General features: G+C 38.2%; 18 protein-coding genes. 1 reads left to right on the forward strand and 17 read right to left on the reverse strand.

Annotated elements, in window-relative coordinates; all coding sequences use genetic code 11:
• Window positions 1–8 precede the first annotated feature (8 nt).
• From MM236_RS13850 to MM236_RS13930, 17 genes are all read right to left on the reverse strand, one after another.
• Window positions 9–680 carry an energy transducer TonB gene (locus MM236_RS13850; RefSeq protein WP_241275586.1) on the reverse strand — a complete coding sequence of 224 codons (672 nt, stop codon included), beginning with the start codon at window positions 678–680 and terminating at the stop codon, window positions 9–11.
• A 636-nt stretch (window positions 681–1316) separates the two neighbouring features.
• The gene (locus MM236_RS13855; protein WP_241275587.1) at window positions 1317–1991 is read right to left on the reverse strand and encodes an energy transducer TonB; all 675 of its coding nucleotides are present in this window, start codon (window positions 1989–1991) and stop codon (window positions 1317–1319) included.
• Window positions 1992–2062: 71 nt separating this feature from the next.
• On the reverse strand, window positions 2063–2470 hold the full coding sequence (locus tag MM236_RS13860; RefSeq protein ID WP_369415209.1) for a VanZ family protein: 408 nt from the start codon (window positions 2468–2470) through the stop codon (window positions 2063–2065).
• Window positions 2448–2825, reverse strand: coding sequence for a glycine cleavage system protein GcvH (gcvH, locus tag MM236_RS13865; protein WP_241275588.1), 378 nt, complete (start codon window positions 2823–2825; stop codon window positions 2448–2450). Before gcvH ends, MM236_RS13860 begins: the two co-directional genes overlap by 23 nt.
• Before the next feature lie 52 nt (window positions 2826–2877).
• Window positions 2878–9921, reverse strand: coding sequence for a T9SS outer membrane translocon Sov/SprA (gene sov, locus MM236_RS13870; protein ID WP_241275589.1), 7044 nt, complete (start codon window positions 9919–9921; stop codon window positions 2878–2880).
• Between the two features lie 109 nt (window positions 9922–10030).
• Window positions 10031–10630: a Holliday junction branch migration protein RuvA gene (ruvA, locus tag MM236_RS13875; protein WP_241275590.1), complete on the reverse strand. Its 600-nt coding sequence runs from the start codon at window positions 10628–10630 to the stop codon at window positions 10031–10033.
• Between the two features lie 3 nt (window positions 10631–10633).
• Window positions 10634–12898 carry an NADP-dependent malic enzyme gene (locus MM236_RS13880; protein ID WP_241275591.1) on the reverse strand — a complete coding sequence of 755 codons (2265 nt, stop codon included), beginning with the start codon at window positions 12896–12898 and terminating at the stop codon, window positions 10634–10636.
• A 22-nt stretch (window positions 12899–12920) separates the two neighbouring features.
• Window positions 12921–14027 carry a DUF4837 family protein gene (locus tag MM236_RS13885; RefSeq protein ID WP_241275592.1) on the reverse strand — a complete coding sequence of 369 codons (1107 nt, stop codon included), beginning with the start codon at window positions 14025–14027 and terminating at the stop codon, window positions 12921–12923.
• 75 nt (window positions 14028–14102) lie between these two features.
• Window positions 14103–15506 (reverse strand): transglycosylase SLT domain-containing protein, encoded by a 1404-nt coding sequence (locus MM236_RS13890; RefSeq protein WP_241275593.1) that lies wholly within the window; start codon window positions 15504–15506, stop codon window positions 14103–14105.
• Window positions 15507–15516: 10 nt separating this feature from the next.
• On the reverse strand, window positions 15517–16950 hold the full coding sequence (gene gatA, locus MM236_RS13895; RefSeq protein ID WP_241275594.1) for an Asp-tRNA(Asn)/Glu-tRNA(Gln) amidotransferase subunit GatA: 1434 nt from the start codon (window positions 16948–16950) through the stop codon (window positions 15517–15519).
• Between the two features lie 12 nt (window positions 16951–16962).
• Window positions 16963–17169, reverse strand: coding sequence for a twin-arginine translocase TatA/TatE family subunit (tatA, locus tag MM236_RS13900; protein WP_014770797.1), 207 nt, complete (start codon window positions 17167–17169; stop codon window positions 16963–16965).
• 114 nt (window positions 17170–17283) lie between these two features.
• Window positions 17284–18528 (reverse strand): murein hydrolase activator EnvC family protein, encoded by a 1245-nt coding sequence (locus MM236_RS13905; protein ID WP_241275595.1) that lies wholly within the window; start codon window positions 18526–18528, stop codon window positions 17284–17286.
• A gap of 3 nt (window positions 18529–18531) precedes the next feature.
• Window positions 18532–19269: a lipoprotein insertase outer membrane protein LolB1 gene (gene lolB1 / locus MM236_RS13910; protein WP_241275596.1), complete on the reverse strand. Its 738-nt coding sequence runs from the start codon at window positions 19267–19269 to the stop codon at window positions 18532–18534.
• Window positions 19262–20992: a tetratricopeptide repeat protein gene (locus MM236_RS13915; protein ID WP_241275597.1), complete on the reverse strand. Its 1731-nt coding sequence runs from the start codon at window positions 20990–20992 to the stop codon at window positions 19262–19264. The genes lolB1 and MM236_RS13915 overlap by 8 nt, the downstream gene beginning before the upstream one ends.
• Window positions 20993–21187: 195 nt before the next feature.
• On the reverse strand, window positions 21188–21622 hold the full coding sequence (dut, locus tag MM236_RS13920) for a dUTP diphosphatase (protein WP_241275598.1): 435 nt from the start codon (window positions 21620–21622) through the stop codon (window positions 21188–21190).
• A 4-nt stretch (window positions 21623–21626) separates the two neighbouring features.
• On the reverse strand, window positions 21627–23144 hold the full coding sequence (locus tag MM236_RS13925) for an MATE family efflux transporter (RefSeq protein WP_241275599.1): 1518 nt from the start codon (window positions 23142–23144) through the stop codon (window positions 21627–21629).
• Window positions 23145–23167: 23 nt separating this feature from the next.
• Window positions 23168–23953 carry an enoyl-CoA hydratase/isomerase family protein gene (locus tag MM236_RS13930; RefSeq protein ID WP_241275600.1) on the reverse strand — a complete coding sequence of 262 codons (786 nt, stop codon included), beginning with the start codon at window positions 23951–23953 and terminating at the stop codon, window positions 23168–23170.
• 38 nt (window positions 23954–23991) lie between these two features.
• Between MM236_RS13930 and MM236_RS13935 the strand changes: the two genes are divergently transcribed.
• Window positions 23992–24174 carry a hypothetical protein gene (locus MM236_RS13935; protein ID WP_241275601.1) on the forward strand — a complete coding sequence of 61 codons (183 nt, stop codon included), beginning with the start codon at window positions 23992–23994 and terminating at the stop codon, window positions 24172–24174.
• The last annotated feature ends 4 nt before the right edge of the window (window positions 24175–24178 follow it).

Below are 24178 nucleotides of genomic sequence, written 5' to 3' on the forward strand. Positions count from 1 at the left end.
AAATCGTATTAGCCTAGTTTAAATCTTATTGGCATTCTCATTCGAACCCTTACTGGTCTACCTCTTTGTTTTCCTGGTTGCCAGCTTGGGGCGTTTTTGATGACTCTTATAGCTTCCTCGTTACATCCTCCGTCTAGCCCTCGAAGGATTTCAATATCCTGAAGGGAGCCGTCAGTATTGACTACAAAGACTACTGTAACTGTACCTTCGATTCCCATGCGTCTTGCCTGAGTTGGGTATTTCAGGTTTTTTTGTAGATACTTGTTCCAGGCGCTCATGCCTCCAGTTGGTGTTGGCGCAGATTCTACAAACTCAAAAATTTCATCAGCATCTTCTACAATTGGGGCTTCTGTTAATTCAATATCTTGTATGACCAATTCGTCTTTTGTATCTACATCGATTACAAACTCAATTTTATCTATTTCGATATCATTGGGGACTTCTTTGAGAACAGGTTGTTCTATAGGAGGGGGAGGAGGTGTTTCCTGTACAGTAATTGGTATGTCCAACAAGTCATCATCTATTGTGTTTAGTTGGATGTGGGTAATTGTACCATTAGCGTCATATACTTTATAGTTGAAAGCAAAGAGGGCTAAAGAAACACTTACTACTAGACCTAAATTAAATAACATTCCAGTTTTTGTCGTAAGGTCTGCGTTAGGATTTTTTTTAAGTTCCATGATTTTTTTTCTTTTAATTTGATGTTAGGATTTTATGTCTATCCGCTTTCATGCAAGAAGCCAAACAATAGAATGTTGGTTGATCGATTTGTGGTTCTGTTGATAGTTAACTGTTGTGTGATGACGGGTTTTCACAACTTACAAAGCTACTTCTTACCCTACTTGCAACATTGCGGATACTCATATAGGAAATTTTTCTTCAATGTGTTTAGACCTAGCAGCTTGGTGTGATTAGTCTATGCTTTATTGGAGTTTGCTTTTAATAAACAAAAGTTAGTTATAAAAAACTTAAATAACTAATAAGTTAATAATAAAAAGTTCAATTATTTTTAATGGATTCATTTTTCTATATTCTAATTGCCTTTTGGAACTATGATTTTCCTAGTCTAGGGTGTCAGGTGATCTAAATTGAGCTGTCCACTTTTTAACAAGAATCAAAAATATATCTTTGGTTGAATGATTTGAGATTCTGTTGACTATTGTCAGATGACTAGAACCAGCAATATGAAAAATCACTTCTTAGCCAAAGTGCACCATTGGGAATAGTTATATTAAAATATGTGGGTTTTCCATTAAGCTTATTCAAAAAAAATAGGCAAAAAAAAAAAGGACCGAAGTCCTTTTTTAGTTTCTTGATTAACCAAGTTTGAATCTGATTGGTAATCTCATTCGAACTCTTACCGGTCTACCTCTTTGTTTTCCTGGTTCCCATTTCGGAGCTGCTTTTACTACTCTCATAGCTTCTTCATCACAGCCTCCTCCGATTCCTCTTAGGACATCGACATCTTGTATAGTTCCATCAGTATTTACTACGAATACAACATACACTGTTCCTTCGATACCCATTCTACGGGCTTGGGTTGGATATTTAAGGTTTTTGCTCAAATATTGATTCCAACCTTCCATTCCTCCTGGAGGATTTGGAGCATTTTCAACAACGTCAAAAATCTCATCGGCTTTTTCTTCTACTGGAGCATCAGAAATCACAACTTCTTTAATGACAGTTTCTTCTTTTACATCCACATCGAAGTTAACTTCGATTTTTTCCTCGATTTCTACCTCATCGGGAATTTCCTGGATTACCGGTTGCTCCACTGGAGGTGGAGGGGGTGGTGGTTGTTCAGTGATGGGAATGTCCAATAATTCTTCAAAATCATCGGATACCTGTCCTAAATCTTTCAAATCCCTGTCGTCAAAAGACTTGTATTCAAAAGCAAATAGAACTAAACCAACACTAACTAGTAGACCTAGATTCAGGAACATTCCTGATCTTTTGGTCAAGTCAGCTTCTGGTGTCTTCTTAGCTTCCATGGTTGTTTACTTTATTAAGGTTATTAACTTATTCCTGTTTGGAGATAACAATTCTAGTTATTTATTTTTACTTATACAAGTTTAGAATCCATCTTGTATAAAATATAAAAACAAATTATCCCAAAGGCTGCTCCAAGCATATTTGCGGCAATATCAAAGTAATCAAATGATCTATTTGGTACATACAATTGCAAATACTCTACTAATATAGCAATAATTATTCCAAAAACTAAATAGCTAGTAAATAATTTTAAGTATTTCTTTTTGCTATTTGCTTCGTTCATCCATATTCTCAACCATAGGAAGTTAAGGATAAAGAAAAGCATAAAATGGACTATTTTATCTTTATGAGGTATTTGTGGCGTTGATGGGAATTTGTCCCCAGGACTTAGCATTGCAATCAGTAATAATACCGTCCATATCAATGCTGGAAGTACTCTGGAATTTTGAAATTTATCAAGCACCAACCAACTCGGCATATGCTTCTGATGAAAGCAAATCAGAAGGAAGGTCTCCAGATATCTTTATTTTGATCATCCAACCAGCGCCATAAGGATCTTCATTGACAACTTCAGGTGCAGCTTCGAGTTCTTCATTGAATTCAATGATTTCTCCTTCGAGCGGCATAAAGAGATCAGAAACTGTTTTTACAGCTTCTACAGTACCGAAAATCTCACCTGTGGCAATAGTTTCTCCGACTGTTTCTACTTCGACATAGACAATATCTCCTAATTCTCTTTGGGCAAATTCAGTGATACCTATGGTGGCAACATCACCGTCGATTTTTACCCATTCATGGTCATTCGTGTACTTGAGTTCTTTAGGGAAATTCATATTATTTTTTTTAAGACTTTCAAAAATACAAGCTTTACTCTAATGATAAAACCTATTGGCCTAAATTAAATCTTAATTGTCCACCAAAGGCTGTAGAGCTTCTTCTAAATGCAGTAGTGACTCTTGGGTCATTGATCGTTCTGTCAAAATAAACTGTGATGTTCAAGTTTTGATTGATCACATAGCCAACTGTAGGACGGATCTGGATATTCAGATTGCCATTGGTCACTGTACTTCCTTCTTCGATTTTGCGTTGGACCTGCCTTGTATCTACTACCCTAGTATTGACTCTAAGTTGGAGGTCATTGCTTAACACTTCTTGTTTCCCTTGAATTTTGAATGGGATTTTTACACCAGATTTTGTGTATCCCAAATCAAAACCAAAATCCCTACTTCTCTGCTCTGTCACCTGTGCATTTGAAAAGTTCAATCCTAGGTTTCTCTCAGAATTATATTCCATCGATATATTCAATCTATCCTTTGTAAGGAAGTTTACGCCAATCAATGGCGAAAAGCGCTCTGTCAGAATGACTTGATTGAGGATGAATATTGGGATATATAGTCCAAAATCATCTGTTAAACTTGCACCTGGGATGTTTTGGATAGAATTATAAAGCTCTAAACCATTTTGATAAAGCAAGGAATTAGAGAAGTTGCTTACCTCATAAGTAGAGGAGTAGCCATGCGTTATGTTGATGCTAGAGAAATGCTCCCTCAATGCAGGAATTTGTGTAAGGCCTTTAAAGTCCAAACGCCAATTTGGAATTGGAAACTTCGGGAAGGGGTTCAAATTCATGCTTTCTGGATCTTTTCCACTGTAAGCAGCAATAAACGCAAGACCAAGCACATCCTGTCCATTCAATGCGTATTCCCCATTGCCAGGGCTAGATGCATTTAGACGGGACTGAATTATTTCTCGATAACTTGCGAAATTATTAAACAGCCTTGAATTGTTATTTTGATCATCTCTTGCGAAAGTGGTCTTAATCATAGAGTAGGTAATACTATATCCACCCATTCTATTTGGGCTTAAAGAGCTATACTGGCCTGGTGAATCTATCGAGTTCCTGAATATTTCAGTGTATTCTCCAGACTCTCTTTTTCGGGCTTCAAATGTAATCCTGAAATCCCTAAATGGCTCTGCAATACCTGCTACTTGTAGATTTATTGCCTGATTTTGTCTAAACTGTTGGGTCAATTCTGTACTTGGAGCTATAAGTCCATTGTTTGCTAGACCAAACCTGACATTTGGATTTTGGCTACCCATTATAAAGCCGAATCCGGGATTCATGAAGCTTCTGTCTAACCCCAAAAGTCCGGTGTTTTCCATGTAACCTGGCAGAAATGTGCCTTCTATGATAGAATACCTGAAATTGATATCCTTAATCATAGTGACAAACTTCAGCAGTTTGTTTGTAAATGGAGTGCCAATAGTATCTTCAGCATTCACCACTGTTCGGCCGGGGATTGATGGCCTTTTTGGTGCTGTCAGGGCTTTGTATTTTGCACTCTTGTTGTAAAGCTTTACAAAATCAAATTTTCCAGTGACCGTCCTGTCTCTAGTGTTTTGAATAACATTTCCCAACGTATCCCTTTGTCCAATAGCTCCAGTCAGCCAGGTATAGTCTGCTGCATACCTGACATCTGCACTGATCCAATCTGCCAAAGGGATCTTATCCAATGGGATTTTATAATTGACATCTACTCGGTGATTGTAATTCATTGTTCTACCCAAATTTCTAATATTGTTTCGAATCGAATCAAGTTTCGCCTCTGTGTCAATTGCCCCTTCTGGCTCATCAACTACAGCTAACACCATGCTTGTAAAATCAACCCTGAGATTTTTAGTAAGGTCCCAATTTACATTATAGAATCTATTGAGGAAGAAGCTTTTTTGGAAAAAGGGATCTACGCCATCAGTGGTCAAGTCATCATTCCGATATTGGGTCCGCATGTACCTTCTGTCCATGTCTATTCTCGCTGATATAGAGCTTGGAACAAAATTAATATTGAAATCCTTGATCAACTTGGTGTAAGACCCACTGAACAATTTAGAGTTTTTGAAAGGCTCAAATGTCACAGGTTTCGGCTGGAAGGTATAAGCAATATTTCCAACGTATGTTTGGAAATCATAAGATTCAGTGTTGATATTACTTTGCCTTACCGAACCATATGCATATGAGAAGGAGAAATTACTCAAATCATAAACTCTGGAATTTTCCCGCTCTGGATTTTTATTTTTCCTAACATTGGTGAACCCTATATTTCTTCTTCGTACTTGATCTAATACCTGCGATTTGTAAAGCTCTCTTTCTGCATCTGTATTGAATTTGCTCAATGCAAGTTCGAATGGCACATCGGCATTGAGCGGATCAAATTCTGGTTTGGTGGTTGAATTTTCCAAACTCACATACATTGGGATGCTTACATTAAGTGCTTCTGGCATAAGTTTCTCCAATGCTACATTCGCAGAAATATCATACTGTGTGGTCGAGTGTCTGGCTCTTTGTGACAATCTAGTTTCCAATCCTCCAAAACCTATCGAGTTATGGCGAATTGATGTTGATATTGTTGCTACATCTGCAATTTTTGTATTCAGTATGGCATTTGCCGCCCAGCCTGCTGATTCTGTAAAGCCGGTAGCCCTAAGTTCGTTTGCCCATACACATATTGATTTTGAGGCAGAACCAGTTTCGCCAGGGTTTCTTACACCGATCATCATACCTTGTACCAAACTGATTTCTGGCCTCCCTACCACCGTTACTTTGTATTGTCTTACTTCTTGGGTGAATGGAAGGTTCAACGGTACTTGCTGGTTGTCTCTTGCGATTTTTACACCAACTACCTCTGATATTGCAATATCGATTTCATTTTCCAATGGCCAGATCTGTCTCGGATCACGAGTGCCCTTTGGAGTAATCAAAAGAGGAACCTCTATTTCATAATAGTTGTCTGTATAATCTGTTCCCAACCTTAAGAAAGCTGTCAACTCTCCATCTTCAGCGTCATCACTGTCTGCATGGAAAAACATCTTGATGTTCCCAAACTGTACTAAATCTTGTCTCGTATTTTTGAATACAGCTCTTGCATCTCTAGCTTGAAGATCATCTATACAAAGTCTCAAGGATTGCTCGTTCAGTTGCCTTTCTACTGTTGAAAGGTTGTCACGATCCCTATTGATGCCTGGGGGAAGTACATACGGGCTTTGTGTAGGACTACCTTGGCTATTTTCTTCAATATTGACTACACCCACTGTCAGATTAGAAACGTCAGGTTCAGGAATTTCAAAAAAGCCTCTTTCAAAAAGAGATTCTTGGAAAACCCTCCATTGTGATCCAACCAATCTGAAATTTGCCATTCTCATTACTACAGGCTGTTCAAAATCAGTGAGGTACGTCCTCATAAACCTAATGGATTTGAATCCTGAGATATCTCCTTCGACTCTGTCTGGAGTTCTAACTGGAATTCTGAACAAATACCAGTTGACCTCATCGCCACTTTGATTAGTGGTTACTTTATCGACAATGTTATTTCTACCCACTTCAAGTTGACCAGGACGCAAATCCAATTCATACTCATAATAACTTTCCAATTCGTTGATGGTGTTGTCATTGTTCAAATCTTCATTGTTTGGAAGGTTTGAACCGGAAGGTGTAAATGCTAGGTTTTGGTTGGCTGTAATCGGTGTATTGCCTTCCATTCCATTAAATTTTTTGTACCTCTCTAAAATTTTAATGTTGTTTTGGTCAAGATTTTCATCTAAATAATATTGGAAATCATCTTCTGATGGATCTTGAAGAATCCTATTGAGTGCATTTTGATTGACATTAAGCCTATTGATAAATCTATCTCTAAAAAACTCAACTTCTTCGTCACTTTTCAATCCGTCAAGACCTACATCTTGATTTTCTCTTGCTTCTGCCGAGTTGTCAAAAGCAGGAATCAAGAATTGCTCCCTCGTTATCCTGCCCCATTCGGTAGTTGCTGTTGCATTGGGGTCACCATCTGCTGGAAGTCCATTTTCAAAACTATGTCTTCCATCACGGATGATGTCTTCTGATACATCACCAAGGTTGATCCTTAATTTTCCTCCTGTTGTATTATTTTCATTGAAAATCCCATCAAGTACACGTCCATTTTCACCAGCAATAAACGGATCCAAAAGCCAAAACTCGATGTACTCTATATTGGTTCTATCAAAATCTACTTCTGTAGTGATGGCACGGGTCACTCCTCCATAGTTATTTCTTGGATTTGGTAGTAAGCCATCACTTGTCAGGTTGGTGTTGTAATTGTACATTCCGCGCTCACTTGGGAAATATGCCATTTCGAACAAAGGTTCAGGTACAATGATAACGTCCCGATCTCTTCTTGGGAAGATTTCTTGAGGGATAACGCTCCTTACATAGTGATTTTGACGATCTTCTCTGGATATATTGGAGGGGACACCAGGTCCAGACTCCCTGTAAAAGATATTGTCAATATTGTACCATGCGACTTTTGCTCTTCTATAGGCATTCCCAAGTCTGTCTTCCGTGGTTGCGCTAAGATCGAATTCATTGTCCTCTGTTTTCGGAGTGGCAGCTAAATGCCAATTTTGTGCAGCGGCACCACCTAAGTTGAATGCAGTGATTGCTGATTCAAAGTCATCTATATAAGCTGCTTGTTCTCCATTGACTCTATTAGAAGTACCGGGTATAAGCTGAGCAAACTCACCACTAAATTGAACCAAAGATGTTTCCTTTGTATTTGTAAATGGCAAGGCATCTGCAAGCTTCGTCAAAAATCTTGATTCATCGCTGTAGTTGGCATCCAATCCCCACATACTATTCCTCAATGTTTCACTGCCAGCTGCTATCCTCGTTATGTTTGGTCTTTCATTGAGGTAAAGGAATGTGCCTCCAAGGTTAAATTTGTCGCTGAAAATATAGTCTAATCGCGTCCCTAGCAAACTTCTGGTTTGGAATGAAACCAAATCTGCTTTTTCAAAGCTTACATTTATTCTTTTTCCTGACTGGAGAATTCCTTCGTTGATGATGTTAAGTCGGCCTATATTATAATCAATCGTAAAGTCAACACCTTCGGTAAGTGGGATGTTTCCTGCCATTACGACTACCGATCCAGGAGAAATATTCAATCCAGGAAGCATAATTTCAGATGCAGATCCAGCGGTAAGCCTTCCTCTTATAAAATATTTGTTCAATCTAGTAACTAATTCTGCATCTGCTTGGGTAGTCCTATACAAAGTGTCATATACAAATTTATCAACCAATGCACCTTCATTTGGCAAGAAAAGGTTTTGGAGTGTTTGGCCAAAAGGCTCCAAGACAGGGAAGACGATCATCCCTCTTTCTGGAAATATGGTAATACCTGGAACAAAGTCAAAATTCCCATCAGGTGATGGATCATTTTGCGGATTAAGATTGTCTAAACCAGTTAAGCGAATCAAGGGTATGTTTTTGACATTTTGGCCTTCAAGTAAGCTTGGATTATCTAGACCCGTTCTGTCATCTCTGTAAATCACTTGAAGTTGAAATCCATCTCTCTGAATTTGGTTTGCATTCAGGTTATAGACATTTTTCATCATTAGGTCCCAAGTTGGAAGCCTTGTATTGATCCTAGCAGGTCGTAGCATTTTCATGAAAATGATTTGATCCTCAGGTCTATTCTGATAGTCTTCCGAAAGTTCACCAACTTTATAGACGTTTCCATTATAGGTGTATTCATAAGCTACAGCCAAAACTTCGTCATTTTGAAGTTTTCTGGTCAATGAAATATATCCCAATTCCCTGTTGAACATAAACTCGGTTGGGGCAAGTTGTCTCGCTCCATTAACTTGTTCAAAATCTGAACCTCTTGTCAAATTCAAATTTGATTCAATAGCCGCTGATCCTGTATCAAAAGGTCTAAATCCAGGGTTACTATTCAAGTTGTTATAAAGTAGATTCGATCTGTTTCCTGCAGGTACACCTGGGGTTCCAGTTCCGATATTTGGGTTTTCGGGTCTGAAAATTCTCTGACCTTCCCCCAAATCAATAAATGCAGCAAAATTCCTTAGCGTTTCTGTATTGTTGGCCCTGTTCATTATATATACCTCGACACGGGTAATGTTTACCCCAGAAAGAACTTGTGGTAATCCCCGAAGCCATCTTTCATAATTGTCCCTGAAAAAATGGGCTAAAAAAAAGTGTCTGTTTTCATCATATTCTGAACCTTGAATTTCAAATGACCTACCTTGTCCACCACCCTCAATGATCAATTCATCTCTTCGTCCTCTTTGGGTGGAAGCCACTCCTGTGACAAAGAGTTTGCCGAACTGTAGTTGGGTTTTTACACCAAAAAGATTTTGAGCGCCTTGGATCAAACTGTTTTGAACAGGCATACTCACATTTCCAATTTCTATTGATTTGATAATATCCTCTTCGAAGCCAGCATATTCCAGTTTGAGTTGGTTTTGAAAGTCAAATGAGTTGTTGGAGTCAAAGTTTGCTCCAAGCTTGACTTTTTGACCCAAAGAACCATTTACACTCATTTGTATTTGCTGGTTGAAGTTAAAGCCACCATTCTGCTGCTGCCTAATAGGAATGGAAGGGTTGTCAACTCTTCTGAAGATTGCACCGAGGTCTAGGTTTACAAAACCATTTGGGGTTATATTTATTTCATTACCGCCAAAAATCCTGTCAAAACTAGGGCTTGTCGTTATTGGAGGGATCAATCCTCTGCCGCTTACAGCACTTTCACCATCAGCACCTCTAGAGCGATCTCTCCAATATTGTTGCCTTAACCTGAATTCTTCTAATTTTGAATATTCTTCAAAGTCATATACATAGCCAGTATTGACCTCTGTTGAATCAAGCTGGTTTTGGATACGGTATTTGAGTGTGGTGTCAAGTTCTACCTGAACTCTCTCCTGTCTTGGCGAAGAAGGGTAGAAAGGTGATTGAATATTTCTAAATTGGTATGGATTTGGATATAAAGGATTCGTGTTTAAGTTTTGCCATAAAAGGAAAGAGGGTAGAACCCTCCGTTTGTTTAGGGAGTCAACCTTGCTCACTGTTGTGTCTTGAGCTGTCTGCTGCGCATTCGCGCTAGACATTAAGATACCTCCCAACAATAAAAGAATAATTGCTGGGGGAAGTAAACGAACACTTTTTAGGTGTAAAAAATAGCTAAAGCAAAAGTTCAATTTTTTATCAATTAAAGGATTATGTGGACTTTAAAGATGCTTTAATTAAATCTTCTAATGAAATTTCTGTCCCTGTTTTTTTTAAAATTGTGGCAATATTTTTTTCTGCCGTGTTTTTCGGAAATCCAAGAGTCATCAGTGCCTGTAACGCCTCTTCTTTCACTTTATTGTTTTGATGTAAAAAACCTGAATTGTTGGTAGAAATATCTAGTGTTGAGTCTTTTTTGACTTTATCCTTCAATTCTAAAACTATTCTTTGTGCAGTTTTCACACCTACACCTTTTACATTCTGGATTGTTTTATAATCTTCTTGTATAATAGCAGTTTCAAGTTCTTCAGAGCTGAGTGAAGACAAGATCATCAACCCCGTGTTTGGACCCACTCCGCTAATTGAAATTAAATTTAAGAAAAGTTTTTTTTCTGCCTCTTCTTTGAAGCCATAAAGTGTGTGAGCATCTTCTTTGATGTGTAAAAAAGTGAGGAGCATAACTTGCTCCTCATCTTTGATTTTTGAATAGGTCTGAAGGGATATCTTTACGTGATACCCTATACCCGAAATATCAATTATTACAAAAGTTGGGTCTTTGAAGACCAATTTGCCTTTTAGATATGCGATCATATTTTAGCTTTTTGTTTGTGCATCTACCACAGCAATCGCCACCATATTGACAATTTCTCTGATCGAGCTTCCAAGCTGTAATATATGAACAGGTTTATTCATTCCCAAAAGAACAGGTCCAATTGCTTCAGCATTTCCGATTTCAGAAAGCAATTTGTAAGCGATATTTCCAGAACTCAAATCAGGAAAGATCAAAGTATTTGCTTTTTTTCCTATAAGAGCGCTGAATGGATAGTTTTCTTTTTGGATTTCCTCGTTCAATGCAACGTTTGCTTGCATTTCCCCTTCGATGATCAATTCAGGATATTTAGCTTTGGCAATAGTAGTTGCCTTGGCTGTCTTAGATGCTGTTTCACCTTTTGCCGAACCGAAATTTGAGTAAGAAAGAACTGCTACTCTTGGTTCAATATCAAAGAACTTGACGCCATTGGCTGTCAAACCAATTATCTCCACCAATTCTTCCGCTGTTGGATTTAAATTCACTGTCGTGTCGGCAAAGAAATATGGGCCTTTGTCAGTGTTCATGATATACATCCCAGCAACTCTTTCTGTTCCTGGTTTTACACCGATTACATGAAGTGAGGGAAGGATTGTCTTTGGATAATCTTTTGTAAGACCTGAGATCAATGCGTCAGCTTCACCTAACTCGACCATCATGGCACCGAAATAGTTTCTGTCTCGCATCAGTCTAACAGCTTCTTTCGAAGTCACACCTTTTCTCTGACGTTTTTTGAATAGAACTTCGCCGTATGCGTTAAGCTTTTCAATATTTTTATAAGTGTCAATGATAGTTACTCCATTGAGATCAAGCTTGTTTTCTTCGATCATTTCCATGATCTTTTCTTCGTTACCCAACAAAATTGGGATGGCGATTTTTTCATCACGAATCATTTGAGCTGCTTTCAATATTTTGATATTGTCAGCTTCTGCAAATACTACACGTTTTGGATCTTTTTTGGCCCTCGAAATGACTCTAGACATCAATCTTTGATCAATGCCAATTCTCTCCTGAAGTTCAAGTTCGTAGGCATCCCAATCTGTTATCATTGTTTTGGCAACACCTGACTCCATAGCGGCTTTTGCGACGGCAGGAGCGATGGTGGTGATCAACCTTGGGTCAAAAGGCTTTGGAATCAAATATGTTGGCCCAAATGCCAATTTATTGTCCCCGTAAGCTTTGTTTACAATTTCAGGAACGGGTTCTTTTGCTAGCTTGGCGATCGCTTTTGCCGCGGCCAGCTTCATAGCTTCGTTGATGGAAGTCGCTCTGACATCCAATGCTCCTCTGAAAATATATGGAAAACCTAGTACGTTGTTTACTTGGTTTGGATAATCTGATCTTCCCGTTGCCATGATCAAATCTTCACGAGCTGCCATAGCTACATCATAGGGGATTTCAGGATCAGGATTGGCAAGGGCAAAAACAATAGGGTTTGGTGCCATTACTTTGATTTGATCTCCAGAGACAATATTCCCTGCCGATAAGCCAAGGAATACATCCGCACCAGATAGAGCTTCTGTCAAAGTATTTATATCTCTAGCTGTTGCAAATTCTTGCTTGATCGAGTCTAAATCCGGCCTGTCCATTCGGATAGCACCCTCTTTGTCACACATGACGATATTTTCACGCTTGACTCCGAGACTCATATAGAATCTAGTGCAAGATACCGCAGATGCACCAGCACCATTTACAACTAATTTGATCTCTTCAATCTTTTTGTCTACTACCTCAAGAGCGTTCAGTAATGCTGCCCCTGAGATTATAGCTGTGCCATGCTGATCATCATGCATGACAGGGATTTTCATTTCTTTCTTGAGAGTCGTTTCTATTTCAAAACATTCTGGGGCTTTGATATCTTCTAAATTGATACCTCCAAAAGTTGGTTCTAAAGACTTGATGATTTGAATAAGTTTTTTAGGATCTTTTTCATCAATTTCTATATCGAACACATCGATACCGGCGAATTTTTTGAAAAGCACACCTTTTCCTTCCATGACAGGTTTGGATGCTTCAGGGCCAATATCCCCGAGTCCCAATACAGCTGTTCCATTGGAAATTACAGCGACTAAATTACCTTTGGCGGTATATTTATAAACATTCTCCTTATCTGCTTCTATTTCTTTGCATGGCTCTGCTACTCCCGGTGAGTATGCCAATGCCAAGTCAAGTTGACTTGAGAGGGGCTTGGTAGGGATAACCTCGATTTTTCCAGGTTTTCCTTGTGTGTGATAATTTAAAGCGTCTTCTTTTCTGATTTTAATCGCCATAAAGGTTAATTATTAAGGTTAATTAGCTCGCTTCCCCTGATTTTGGAAGAAGCTTTGTAGCTAGAAGTAGGGTTTCTATTTCTCTTATCGCTTCTCTATGTTCTTTATTTGGAAAATATACAAAACCCTCCATGTAGTAGAGTTTTCCTTTTTCCGAATCTACAATCACGTAGGCAAGGAATGAACCACCCATTGAAATATTGTTTGTTTTCCATCCACCTCGGACTTCCACGGCAAAGTTACCATTTATATTGAAGTTATTAAATACAGGTGTGGGATCTACTTTTTCGATGACCAAAAAGGATTCTCTGTTGTTTGGGTCACCATAAAGATGCTTTTGGGCAATCTGGTCACGAAGTTTAATGACATTTTCGGGGAAAACCTGCTCTTCAGAAGAATAATCTGTCTCATAAAAGAACAGGCTGATGTCAGCTCTGTCTGGTCTAGGTGTGGGTTGTCTTAGCCACAAAAAATCATCTTCTGATTTCGCAACTTGATAAGAAGCTGGCACATTGATGGTAAGTCCTAATTTCTCTCCTGCATTTCTAGCCAATGCACTTTTCCTATTCAACAAATTTTTCTCGAGTCTCTTTCTTTCCCGAACCTGAAATAGGTTTTGAAGCTTTCCCTTGTTGGCGTTTAAATTCTTGATTAATTCTTCTTCATTATTGCCAAATAAATATATCAGTTCTTGTCCAACCGCAAATTCATCCTCATTTCTTAACAAATACAAGGAAGGGTCTGTTTTTGCCTTTTCTTTTGCTTCTTTGCTGAATAGGGCATTTATGTTTTGACTCCCTGCCTTGCGATCATCAAAAGTAGTGACATAGACTATATTGGTGGCAGTTTCAAAAATCCTATTCATCGCACGAGGATCAATTCTCCTTATTGAAAACATAGGCTCATCTCTGATAAGTCCTTTTACATCTTCCAAGAAAACAGCCTGCAATGCATCACCAACAGGGCCTTGCCATTTTGTGGAATCTATAGCTAGAATGATTTCCCCTATCGCTCCTCTGGCTTTAGGTTTTTTTGAATTTGAGTTTTCGGAATTTTCATCACATGCCCCAAATGCTATGATAGAAAGTACGATTAAAACTATGGAAAGTAGTTTATTGAATGATTTCATGGCTTTATGATTATTGTTTAGGCCTAATTTAATGATTAGTTAAAGAAAGAAAAATAAAATCACTATTAAATTAGTTTATCCTATGATTAATTTTTGACCGGGCTTGATCTGATTGGAATTTAGGTTATTCAATTTCTTGATTTGATCAATGGTAACACCGTTCAACTTTTTTGTGATCAACCACAAGGAATCTCCAGGTTGTACTGTATATAGCTTTGATCCATTTTGGAGGTCTGTAGTGTTTTCTGCTAAAGTTGTGTTTTGAACTGATTTGTTGGAGTATATCTTCAATGTTTGTCCAACTCTTATGGTATTGGATCGGAGGTTATTCCAGCTTTTGATGTTGGTAACCGAGGTGCCATGTCTTTGAGCTATGCTCCCCAAAACATCTCCTGATTTAACTCTATATGTAAGCAGCGATTCAGGGTTGGTATTTGCTGAAGTTTTTCCAGCTAGATTTTGTGAGCTTTCAGAAGCCCTGATTTCCATTACTCTTTCATCTGTCAAGGCTACTGCCTTTTTGAACTCCTGTTGGTTTTGAGCTATAAAATCGACTTTGGAAGCAGGTACTTTTAGCGCAATATGTTTGTGTGAACTTGGTATCATCCTATTCAATATAGACGGATTCAACTGCTCGAGGTCTTCAATGCACAATCCCGAAATCTGGGCAAGCTGATCCAAATCTACTTCTTGGTTAAACTGGATTTTTTTGTACGCAATAGGATAGGTAGGCTCTTCCAAAAACAGATTGTGCTCTTCAGCATATCTCAATATATACATCATTGCCTGAAACTGCGGGACATAACTCCTGGTTTCTCTTGGCAGGTGGTCATACACTCCCCAAAAAGTTTGTTTACCACCGGATCTTCTAATTGCTTTTCTGACATTTCCAGGGCCACAATTATAAGCAGCCAATGCCAATTCCCAGTTTCCAAACATTTTGTATAGGGATTTGAGGTATTTTGCAGCAGCATCTGTAGAAAGCTCCGGATCCATTCTGTCATCAATGTCACGATTTGCCTGCAGGTTATACATCCTGCCTGTAGCAGGCATAAATTGCCAAAGACCCATGGCTCCGACTCTTGATTTGGCTTTTGGATTTAATCCAGATTCTATGATTGCTAAAAACTTTACATCGTCTGGCATATTGTGATGTGCAAGGGTTTGCTCAAAAAGTGGGAAAAAAGTAGCTTGTCTTTCCAATACCATTTTGGCATAGTCCCTATTTCTTACAGCAAAGTAATTGATAAAAGAAAAGATTCTATCATTGAGTTCAAAAGGCATTTCTGTATCCATTTCCTTGATTCTCTGAGCTACTTGATCGTAAGTAAAATCAGGGATATAGTCGAATGAATAATTTGGCGAGATGCTTTCTTCTTCTTCAGTATAGAATTGAAAAAAATCCTGACCATAAAGAATAGAATTACCAGACAAAACCATTAACATAGTAAGGGAGATGGAGGAAATCAGATTTTTCATGGTCAGGGATTTATTGTTTATTGTTCGTTGTAGACAAATAGTTTGCAAATGCGTAGAGCTCGGCTTCTTTGAAAGAATTAGCCATGATTTGAAGGCCAATTGGCAATCCACTCTTGTCAAATCCATTTGGGATTGAAATTGCAGGGACCCCAGAAACTGATGCTTGTACCGTGAAAAGATCTTCAAGATACATCGCTACGGGATCATTACTATGTTCTCCAAACTTAAACGCTGTAGATGGTGTAGTTGGCATAATAATATAGTCATATTTATTCAATAAATCCTCAGTAAATTCTTTTATCAATCTACGGACTTTTTGGGCTTTGGTAAAATAAGCATCATAATAGCTTGCACTCAGTACAAATGTGCCTAGCATAATTCTTCTTTTGACTTCATCACCAAATCCTTCAGAACGGGTAAGTTTGTACATACTCTCCAAATTATGTGCATTTGGCGTTCTATAACCATACTTCACTCCATCAAATCTTGATAAATTCGAACTGGCTTCTGCAGTAGTCAGGATATAATAGGTAGGCAGAATATATTTCAAAAGTGGAAAATTGACTTCATCTACTTGATGTCCTTCATTTTTCAATCTTTCCAATACAGTCAAAGTATTTTCTTTGATTTCTGGTTGTAAAGCTGGTGATTCTATGGATTCCTTTAAAAATGCAATCTTCACCCTTTTTTCAAAGTGCAGTAATTCACTGTAATGTGGAACGGGTTTTTTAGATACTGTACTGTCAAAATCATCAGATCCTGCCATTATTTCCATGACCAAGGCATTGTCTGGGACATTCCTAGAGAAAATACCTATGGTATCAAATGAAGAAGCATATGCGATCAATCCCCATCTCGAAACTCTTGAATAGGTTGGTTTGATCCCAACGATTCCCGTGAATGCTGCAGGTTGCCTTACCGATCCACCCGTGTCAGTCCCCAATGAAACTGTACAAAGATTAGCTTGAACTGCTACTGCCGATCCACCGGAAGAACCTCCTGGTACACGGTTTTCGTCAGCTGCGTTCAAGACTTTTCCGTGTACGGAATTCTCATTGGAACTACCCATACCGAATTCATCGCAATTCAATCTTCCAATGATAATGGCATCTTCATCTATAAGCCTCTGTACAGCTGTTGCTGTAAATTGGGATTCAAAACCTTCAAGGATTTTGCTGGAAGCGTTGGACTCATGACCTTTGTAGCAAAGGACATCTTTGATCCCAATCACCATTCCTGCCAATCGACCAGTGTTGCCGGAATTGATTTTCTCGTCAACCTTGGCTGCTTGTTCTAATGCAGAATCTGTATAAACTTCAACGAAGGCGTTTAAGTGCGCCTTCGTTTGGATGTTGTTGAGATAATAATTTACGATCGCTGTACAATCAGTATGTTTGTTTTCTAGCGACTTTTTTATTTCGTCAAATGAAAGGAATTTTTCCAATGTTTGATTTTTTTAGTCTTTCTTCTTTTTGTCATCCTTCAACCCGTCTTCAAGGTCGTTCTGGATCTCTTTTGTAGCGTCCTTGAATTCTCTGATTCCTCTGCCCAACCCTCTTGCTAATTCAGGGATTCTTTTGGCACCGAAGAACAATACAATTACCAAGATTATTAGAATCATAGATCCTGGACTCATTCCTCCGATAAAACCTAATGCTGTCATGATCTTTTAATTTAGATTTTGAATTTGATACAAAGATATAACAGTCGTACGCTAACACAAAGGATTAGTGTGCTGTTATTCTTCTTTTTTTATAAATATACGAATAAATAATTTCTATTGTCCCGCAAGCCAAGATGATGGGTTCATTGGTTGTAGTCCCTTCCAAGTCTCAAAGTGTACTTCAGCAATCCCATCTTTATTGGTATAAACTTGCCCCAGCACCTGTTTGGCTTTTACTTTGTCCCCAGTTTTGACTGACACTACTTTAAGTTTGCTATACATGGTGTAATATTCCCCATGTTTGACTACGATGGTGCCTCCGTAACCTGGAATGGTACCTATTTTGATTACTTCACCATCGAATACTGATCTTACGCTGGAGTTTGGGGTTGTTTGAATGTCAACACCATCATTGTCTTCGACAATACCTTTGAGTGTAGGGTGGGGATGGGTTCCAAATTTTTTGGATACAAATCCTGTGGCTACCGGCCATGGTAATTTACCCTTATTTCCAGCAAATGAATTTGACAATGCGGCTGCTTCTGGAGTCATCGGAATACTAGATCCAGATGATTTGGTAGTTTTCGAGTTTGATTTTTTGGCTTCAGCCTCTGCTTTTCTTATCTCATCCTCAATCGCTCTTTTGATCAGGTTATTGAGATTTTCTTGTTGTTTTTTAGCTTGCGCAATTTTCTTTCTCAAGTCAACTTCTTGCTTTGTAAGCGTGCTTACAATACTTTGTTGTTCATTTTTAGCTTTGGCAAGTTGTTTCCTTTGTTGCTCTTCTTGATTGATAACCTGCTGTTTCTCGATTTTTTTGTTTTCAAGTCGAACCCTTTGGTCTGCTAAATCTTTTGTGACAATCTCAATTTGTTCTACTTGTTTTTTTCTGGCATCTGTATATTGTTTGAGATATTTTAACCTCATGTAGAATTGCTTGAAAGTGCTAGAGCTAAAAATAAATGTGGTCATGGTCAGGCCCTGGTTCAGCTTTGAGGAAGTATAGACCATTTGAGAATATTCTTCTTTGAGGTTTTCCAAGTCATTTTCCAATGACTTGATCCTTTTCTCAGTATCTGAAATTTCATTATTGATCAAACTTACTTCTCTGCTCAATGTCCTGATGTATGTCACACGGGTCTCAAGTTGCTTGTTTACAACATTGAGTTGACCTATTGTTGTTTTTTTTGATTCTGCTGTTTGCTTTAAGATTTTGTCGAATTCCAATAGTTTTTTCTGAACCTCTTCCTTTTCCTTTTCAAGTTGTGCCCTAGATTTTGCAGTTTGCGCGAAACCTTTGTTTGCTTGAAAAGCGCAGAGTCCAATAAAAAAGAAAAGTATATAAAATATTTTTTTCATCAATTAAAACTGAAAAGGAAAACTGATTGGTGTATCTGTAACGCTTATGGAAGAGATATCTATATGTATGATAGAGTTTTGTATCTGACCATCTATGTAAAATGAAGTCTTGAAAAGGGACGCATTGGGAAATGGTTGTGTATTTACATCCTGAAATGTTGGGTAATTGGCCAATAAGGCTCCTTTATCGTCCATAGAAGTAACCGACAGTTCCTCAACTTTTCCATGGGTAGTTCCGATTTTTGTATGGTATCTAATGATCCCTCTTGTTTGGGTCAATTCAAAGAATTTGCCAATTCTCAATAGCCGATCTCGGTAGCTAAATTCTTGAGGTATGTTGGCGTAAAGTAGGTTTTGGAAAATTGATAAAGAAAGATTTAGACCAAATCTATCTTCGAATTCGGCATAACTCATATTCACATCCTCTCCGTTGATTCGGTCTTTTACCCTGATTTTATCCGCAGTGATCATACCTCTCAAAGCTTCAATACCAAGTCCAGGGGTGACACTGAACCAAATCACGCTGTCTTTTTTTGCTCGAATATTCAATGAACCTCTTGTTGTTTTGCCATTTTGGTCTTCGATCACTATCCTCGCTTTTGCACTTAGATAGTTGAAGTCAAAATATGCTGGTTCAAATTCTTGCATGACTTCGTCAGAAACGTAAAGATTGGGCTTTTTGGCACAGCCTGATGCGACAAGTAAAAGAAGTAAAAAACTTCCTAAAAACACCCTATTCATAATATTTCTGGTCCTTGATTTTTTTGATTAATACATCTGTCGTCTCTTCGCCTCCTTCTGCTTTTTTCCAAAAGCTCAATGCTTCACTTTTATTCCCTAAGTGGTATAAAATATCGCCATAGTGCTCCAGCATAATTCCACTTGGTGAATCTTCAAATTTCAGGGCTTTTTCCATATAGGTTTTAGCATTTTGATAATCCTCTAGTTGGAAAAGAACCCATGCATGCGTATCAAGATATGTGGGGTTGTCTGGGAAATTTTTGACAAGTTTTTCCGACATCGAACGAGCCTTGTCAAGGTCTTTTTTTGCTAAGGAAAGGAAATAGGCATAATTATTCAGCACATGTTCGTCATTAGGTCTTTCTTTCAGGACTTTTTCATAAGCTTCATAAGCTTCATCTTTTTGGTCGAGACTGTGGTAGACGTCGCCTATTTGGCCATAGACAAGCAGGTCTAGTTGTTTGTTTTTGCCTTTGTTTACTTCTTGGGATTTTTTCAATGACTCCTTAGCCTCTTCCCATTTTTTCAATGCGGTCTTTGTAGTGCCGTCAAAATACCAAAATTCAGCCCTTTCAGGAAATTCATCAACAGCAATGATTGTGTATTTTTCTATCTCAGAAAAATCTCCGCCTGTTTCAAACATTATCGTAATGATTCCTTGCAATACTTGTGGATTGTCAGGGTTTATTTCAGCGGACTTTTTATAGAATGATAGTGCCTCTTCTTTTTTTTCATTGAACAATCTTCTGTCGCCTACTACAGTGAGTACATTAGAGTCTTTGGGGTTGTTTTCAAGCATAAAGACTTCTAATTTGTCCAGAAGTTGATCTCTTTTTTCAGTTTTGATCTCTTGGAGGATGTCAGAGAAAGCTTGCGCTTTTACCATTCCATCCAAATCTGGATTAGCAAAAGCATCTAAAATCAATGCTTCTGCGATTTCAAATTCACCTAAATCTTTGTAAAGGGCATATGCACCCATCTGTAGATCAGGTTGATTTGGATAAGCCTCTAGGGATTTTTCTATGGCTGCGATTGCTTCTTTGGTCCTTCCGTTGTTGAATAGGATTTCCACCAAGCCCAATACGTATTGAGAATTGCCAGGGTGTGCATTTATCAGCTTTTCTCCTTCTTCAATTGCTTTTGGAAGGTTGTTTTTTCTTAAATAAATTCTTTGCTTTTGAACAACGAGTTGCTCTACAACCCCATAATACTCTTCTGCACGATCCAGTGCATCAAGTGCTTTGTCGTATTCGTTTGCTCCTAGGTATAATGAAGCCAATTCGAGAATGTAGTTTTGATTTTCATCAGAATTTTCCATCAAGCTTTCCAGAATTTCCGCAGCTTTGATGGGCTGGTTTTTTTTGGAATATACCTCAGCCATCATCAGATTGTAGTATTTGTTTTCTGGATCAGCTTCTACAGCCATCAATCCATACTCCAAAGCATCATCAACTTTGTTGGCCTTTAGGTAGATTTCTGCTATCTTAAAACTTATAGCTGGCTCGTTCGGAGCGATTTCTCTGGCTTTTTGGAAATAGAAATATGATTTGTCATAGTCCTCAAGCATCAGAAATTTCTGCCCTTCTATAAAAAGTCTTGTTGCTTTTGTCTCTTCAATAGCCTGTTTTCTTTCTTTTTTTGAAAGTTTTTGTTGGGCAGAGACTTGGTGCAGCGTGATACAGCCAAGAATTAGAAAGAGATAGATAGATTTAAATAAATTCACTTTATTTGAATTAATGTGGCTTAAGAAAGTCAGGAAAAAGGAAATTCATTTCGTAACTTTTTGGTAATGAATAGGTCTTGCTAATGACAGATTTACATTTCTGGTGCAAACATAATGCCTTTTATTCACTCCGGCAATCTATCAAATCCAATAACGGAAAATAAGCTAAAATGGTGCAATTTGTTCTTCAAACTACTAAGATTTGCCTGTACTTCCATATCCACCACTTCCTCTTTCTGTGTCGGAGAGCGATTCTGCATTTTGCCAGCTTATATGTTCATGCTTGGCGACTACCATCTGGGCAATTCGCTCACCATCAACTATTGTAAAGTTTTCATTAGATAAATTTACCAATAGAACTTTGATCTCACCCCGATAATCGGCATCGATCGTGCCAGGGCTATTCAATACAGTCAAGCCATGTTTGAACGCCAATCCAGATCTTGGACGAATCTGTGCTTCGTATCCTTCTGGCAATTCCAAAAATAAGCCAGTTCCGATAAGTTTCCTTTCCAAAGGAGCCAAAACAATATCTTCTTCAATATTTGCCCTGAGATCAAGTCCTGCTGAATGTGGTGTTTGGTATTCGGGAAGTGAATGCTTCGATTGGTTGATGACTTTTACTTTCATGGCTCTATTTTGAATTTCTTTTGAGTAATATCGTTTTGATTTCCTTTCTTTCAAAAAGCAAAATTAGGATAACAAAAGGAATGACCATCAGATTTTTGAGTATAAATTGAAAAATTTGGTTATCTGTCTCTAAGAAGAAACCAGCATAACTTAGACAAGCAGCAAGTAGGATGTAGGAAAGACCTTTTCCCAACTGGTAAGGTATTGGAAAATATCTTTGACCATAACTATAGCAAAGGGCTGACATGATAAAATAGCATGAAATGGTGCTTAGCGCTGCTCCCATATACCCGATTTTGGGAACCAAAACCATTATGACGATGATTGTCACGATTGCTCCAATCAAAGTGAAATAGAAACTGTATTTGGTCTGGTCGGTGAGTTTGAACCAAATGCTGAGATTGAAATATATTCCCAAAAATAAATATCCCAAAAGAAGAACAGGAACTATGTACATTACTTCCATATATTCATTTTTGACCAATATGAATTTCCCCAAAAGATCTAGGTTGACAGAGACAGTAATCATCAGAAGGCAGCAGAATATGATAAATGCATGCATCACCCTTGCAAATAATTTAGGGCTGTTTTTGTCTTCTGACTGATTGAAGAAGAAAGGCTCAGCGGCAAACTTGAATGCTTGGATAATCAAGCTCATAAAGATAGCAAGTTTGAAATTAGCTCCGAAAATACCACCAGCTTCCCGTGGGGTCAATTCTGGATAAAAATCTTCAGGAATGACAAATTCAAAAATCGATCTTGAAAACACTTCATTGGTAACGCCGGCCAAACCCATAAAGAAAAGTGGGATGGCATATTTCCACATTGGTTTGATAAATTCCCTTTCAATTCTGAAAGCGAAAAACCCACTAAAGTAGAATAAAACTGGAATCATCAAGGCATTTGCGATCAAGTTGGAAATCAAAATGTATTCTATCCCCCAGGTGGGTTGATAAAGAGCACCTATTGAACTTTGAAGCCCTGTTAAATAATCCCCTTTCCAAATGTGGTAACTGACAGCAATCAAAAGGATATTAAGTGCAACATTAATTATGATGTTTCCGAGTTTGGAAAGGGCAAATTTCAGTGGTTTGTTTTCTACCCGTAATTTGGCATAAGGTATTGCTAAGATGGCATCTATAACCAAAATTCCAGCCACCCATTTGAAAAGGTAAGCTTTCTCAGGGTAGTTTAACCAAATACTCAATTGTTCTGAACTGAAATAAATCATTGAACCCAAAAACAATGAGCTGACGAGCAAAAGAGATTGGATCTGTGAATAGACTTTTTTTTGATCTAGACCCTTTCCGGTATAGAATCTGAAAAAAGTAGTTTCCATTCCATAAGTGAATACCACATTGAAAAACGCAATGAACGCATAAATATTCGTAAATGATCCCATTGCATCTTTGTCTAGATAGACAATGTAAAGGGGTATAAGGAAAAAATTTATCGTTCTTCCAAGAATGCTACTGATTCCATAGATAGCCGTTTGCCCGGCAAGTTTTTTCAGTTGGCTCATCCTTCAAAAAAAGTAAAGGGGAATCACTCCCCTTTGAATATTGGTTTTCTTTTTTCCAAGAAAGCAGAAGTCCCTTCTTTGTAATCTCCGGATTTGACACATCTTGCGAAGCTGTTGGCTTCAGTTTGATAGCCATTTTCTTCTGGAATATAGACCGAGTTCACACAATCTACAATCATGCCGATTGCCAAAGGTGCTTTGGTCATTATTTTCTTTAGAATTTCTTCGGCTTTTGCCATAGATTCATCTTTGGTAGCGAGTACATGATTGACAAGACCAAGCTTTTTTGCTTCCTCTGCACCAATCATATCTCCTGTCATCATCAACTCATTTGCTTTTCCTCTTCCTATAAGGTAAGTCAAGCGTTGGGTGCCTCCATATCCTGGGATGATGCCTAAGTTTACTTCAGGTTGCCCAAATTTAGCATTTGCTACTGCCACTCTCATATGGCATGCCATTGCCAGTTCACAGCCGCCTCCTAAGGCAAAACCATTGACTACTGCTATCACTGGTTTGTGGCAGTTTTCGATCAAGCCGAAAACTTCCTGGCCATTTTCTGCAAATTTTCTGGCATTCAGCTCGTTAAGTTCTGCGATTTCACTTATGTCTGCACCTGCTATGAAAGCTTTTTCTCCAGACCCGGTGATGATTACGCCTTTGATTTCTTTGTTATCAACGACCTCGTTAAAAATATTCCTGATCTCTTCCAGGGTAGCAAAATTCAGTGCATTCAGCTTGGATTCTCTGTTAACTGTAAGATAGAGAATACCTTCCTTTTCTTCAGAAAGAATATTTAGTGTTTCAGCCATGTGTTATTGGTGAATGTTAAGCGTCAAATATACAAGTAGTGCAAGCATTCCCCAAGCAATTGTCGGGAAAATACATAGATGCAAAACTCCAAGAAGAAATTTTGGTAAGAGTGAGTGCTTCCAAATTGTTGGATATTCTGCTAATTTATAATAGGTTTGACCATTCCCTTCCACCATTTTTTCCTATTTTTGTCACAATAAGAATTTTCAACAAAATATAATATA

It is taken from the genome of Belliella calami, assembly GCF_022549695.1.
GTDB lineage: Bacteria > Bacteroidota > Bacteroidia > Cytophagales > Cyclobacteriaceae > Belliella > Belliella calami.

What these genes read in the sequence shown, in the direction of transcription:
- MM236_RS13850 (WP_241275586.1), bottom strand. Translation starts at nt 680, where the DNA reads ATGGAACTTAAAAAAAATCCTAACGCAGACCTTACGACAAAAACTGGA.
- MM236_RS13855 (WP_241275587.1), bottom strand. Translation starts at nt 1,991, where the DNA reads ATGGAAGCTAAGAAGACACCAGAAGCTGACTTGACCAAAAGATCAGGA.
- MM236_RS13860 (WP_369415209.1), bottom strand. Translation starts at nt 2,470, where the DNA reads ATGCCGAGTTGGTTGGTGCTTGATAAATTTCAAAATTCCAGAGTACTT.
- gcvH (WP_241275588.1), bottom strand. Translation starts at nt 2,825, where the DNA reads ATGAATTTCCCTAAAGAACTCAAGTACACGAATGACCATGAATGGGTA.
- sov (WP_241275589.1), bottom strand. Translation starts at nt 9,921, where the DNA reads ATGTCTAGCGCGAATGCGCAGCAGACAGCTCAAGACACAACAGTGAGC.
- ruvA (WP_241275590.1), bottom strand. Translation starts at nt 10,630, where the DNA reads ATGATCGCATATCTAAAAGGCAAATTGGTCTTCAAAGACCCAACTTTT.
- MM236_RS13880 (WP_241275591.1), bottom strand. Translation starts at nt 12,898, where the DNA reads ATGGCGATTAAAATCAGAAAAGAAGACGCTTTAAATTATCACACACAA.
- MM236_RS13885 (WP_241275592.1), bottom strand. Translation starts at nt 14,027, where the DNA reads ATGAAATCATTCAATAAACTACTTTCCATAGTTTTAATCGTACTTTCT.
- MM236_RS13890 (WP_241275593.1), bottom strand. Translation starts at nt 15,506, where the DNA reads ATGAAAAATCTGATTTCCTCCATCTCCCTTACTATGTTAATGGTTTTG.
- tatA (WP_014770797.1), bottom strand. Translation starts at nt 17,169, where the DNA reads ATGACAGCATTAGGTTTTATCGGAGGAATGAGTCCAGGATCTATGATT.
- MM236_RS13905 (WP_241275595.1), bottom strand. Translation starts at nt 18,528, where the DNA reads ATGAAAAAAATATTTTATATACTTTTCTTTTTTATTGGACTCTGCGCT.
- lolB1 (WP_241275596.1), bottom strand. Translation starts at nt 19,269, where the DNA reads ATGAATAGGGTGTTTTTAGGAAGTTTTTTACTTCTTTTACTTGTCGCA.
- dut (WP_241275598.1), bottom strand. Translation starts at nt 21,622, where the DNA reads ATGAAAGTAAAAGTCATCAACCAATCGAAGCATTCACTTCCCGAATAC.
- MM236_RS13925 (WP_241275599.1), bottom strand. Translation starts at nt 23,144, where the DNA reads ATGAGCCAACTGAAAAAACTTGCCGGGCAAACGGCTATCTATGGAATC.
- MM236_RS13930 (WP_241275600.1), bottom strand. Translation starts at nt 23,953, where the DNA reads ATGGCTGAAACACTAAATATTCTTTCTGAAGAAAAGGAAGGTATTCTC.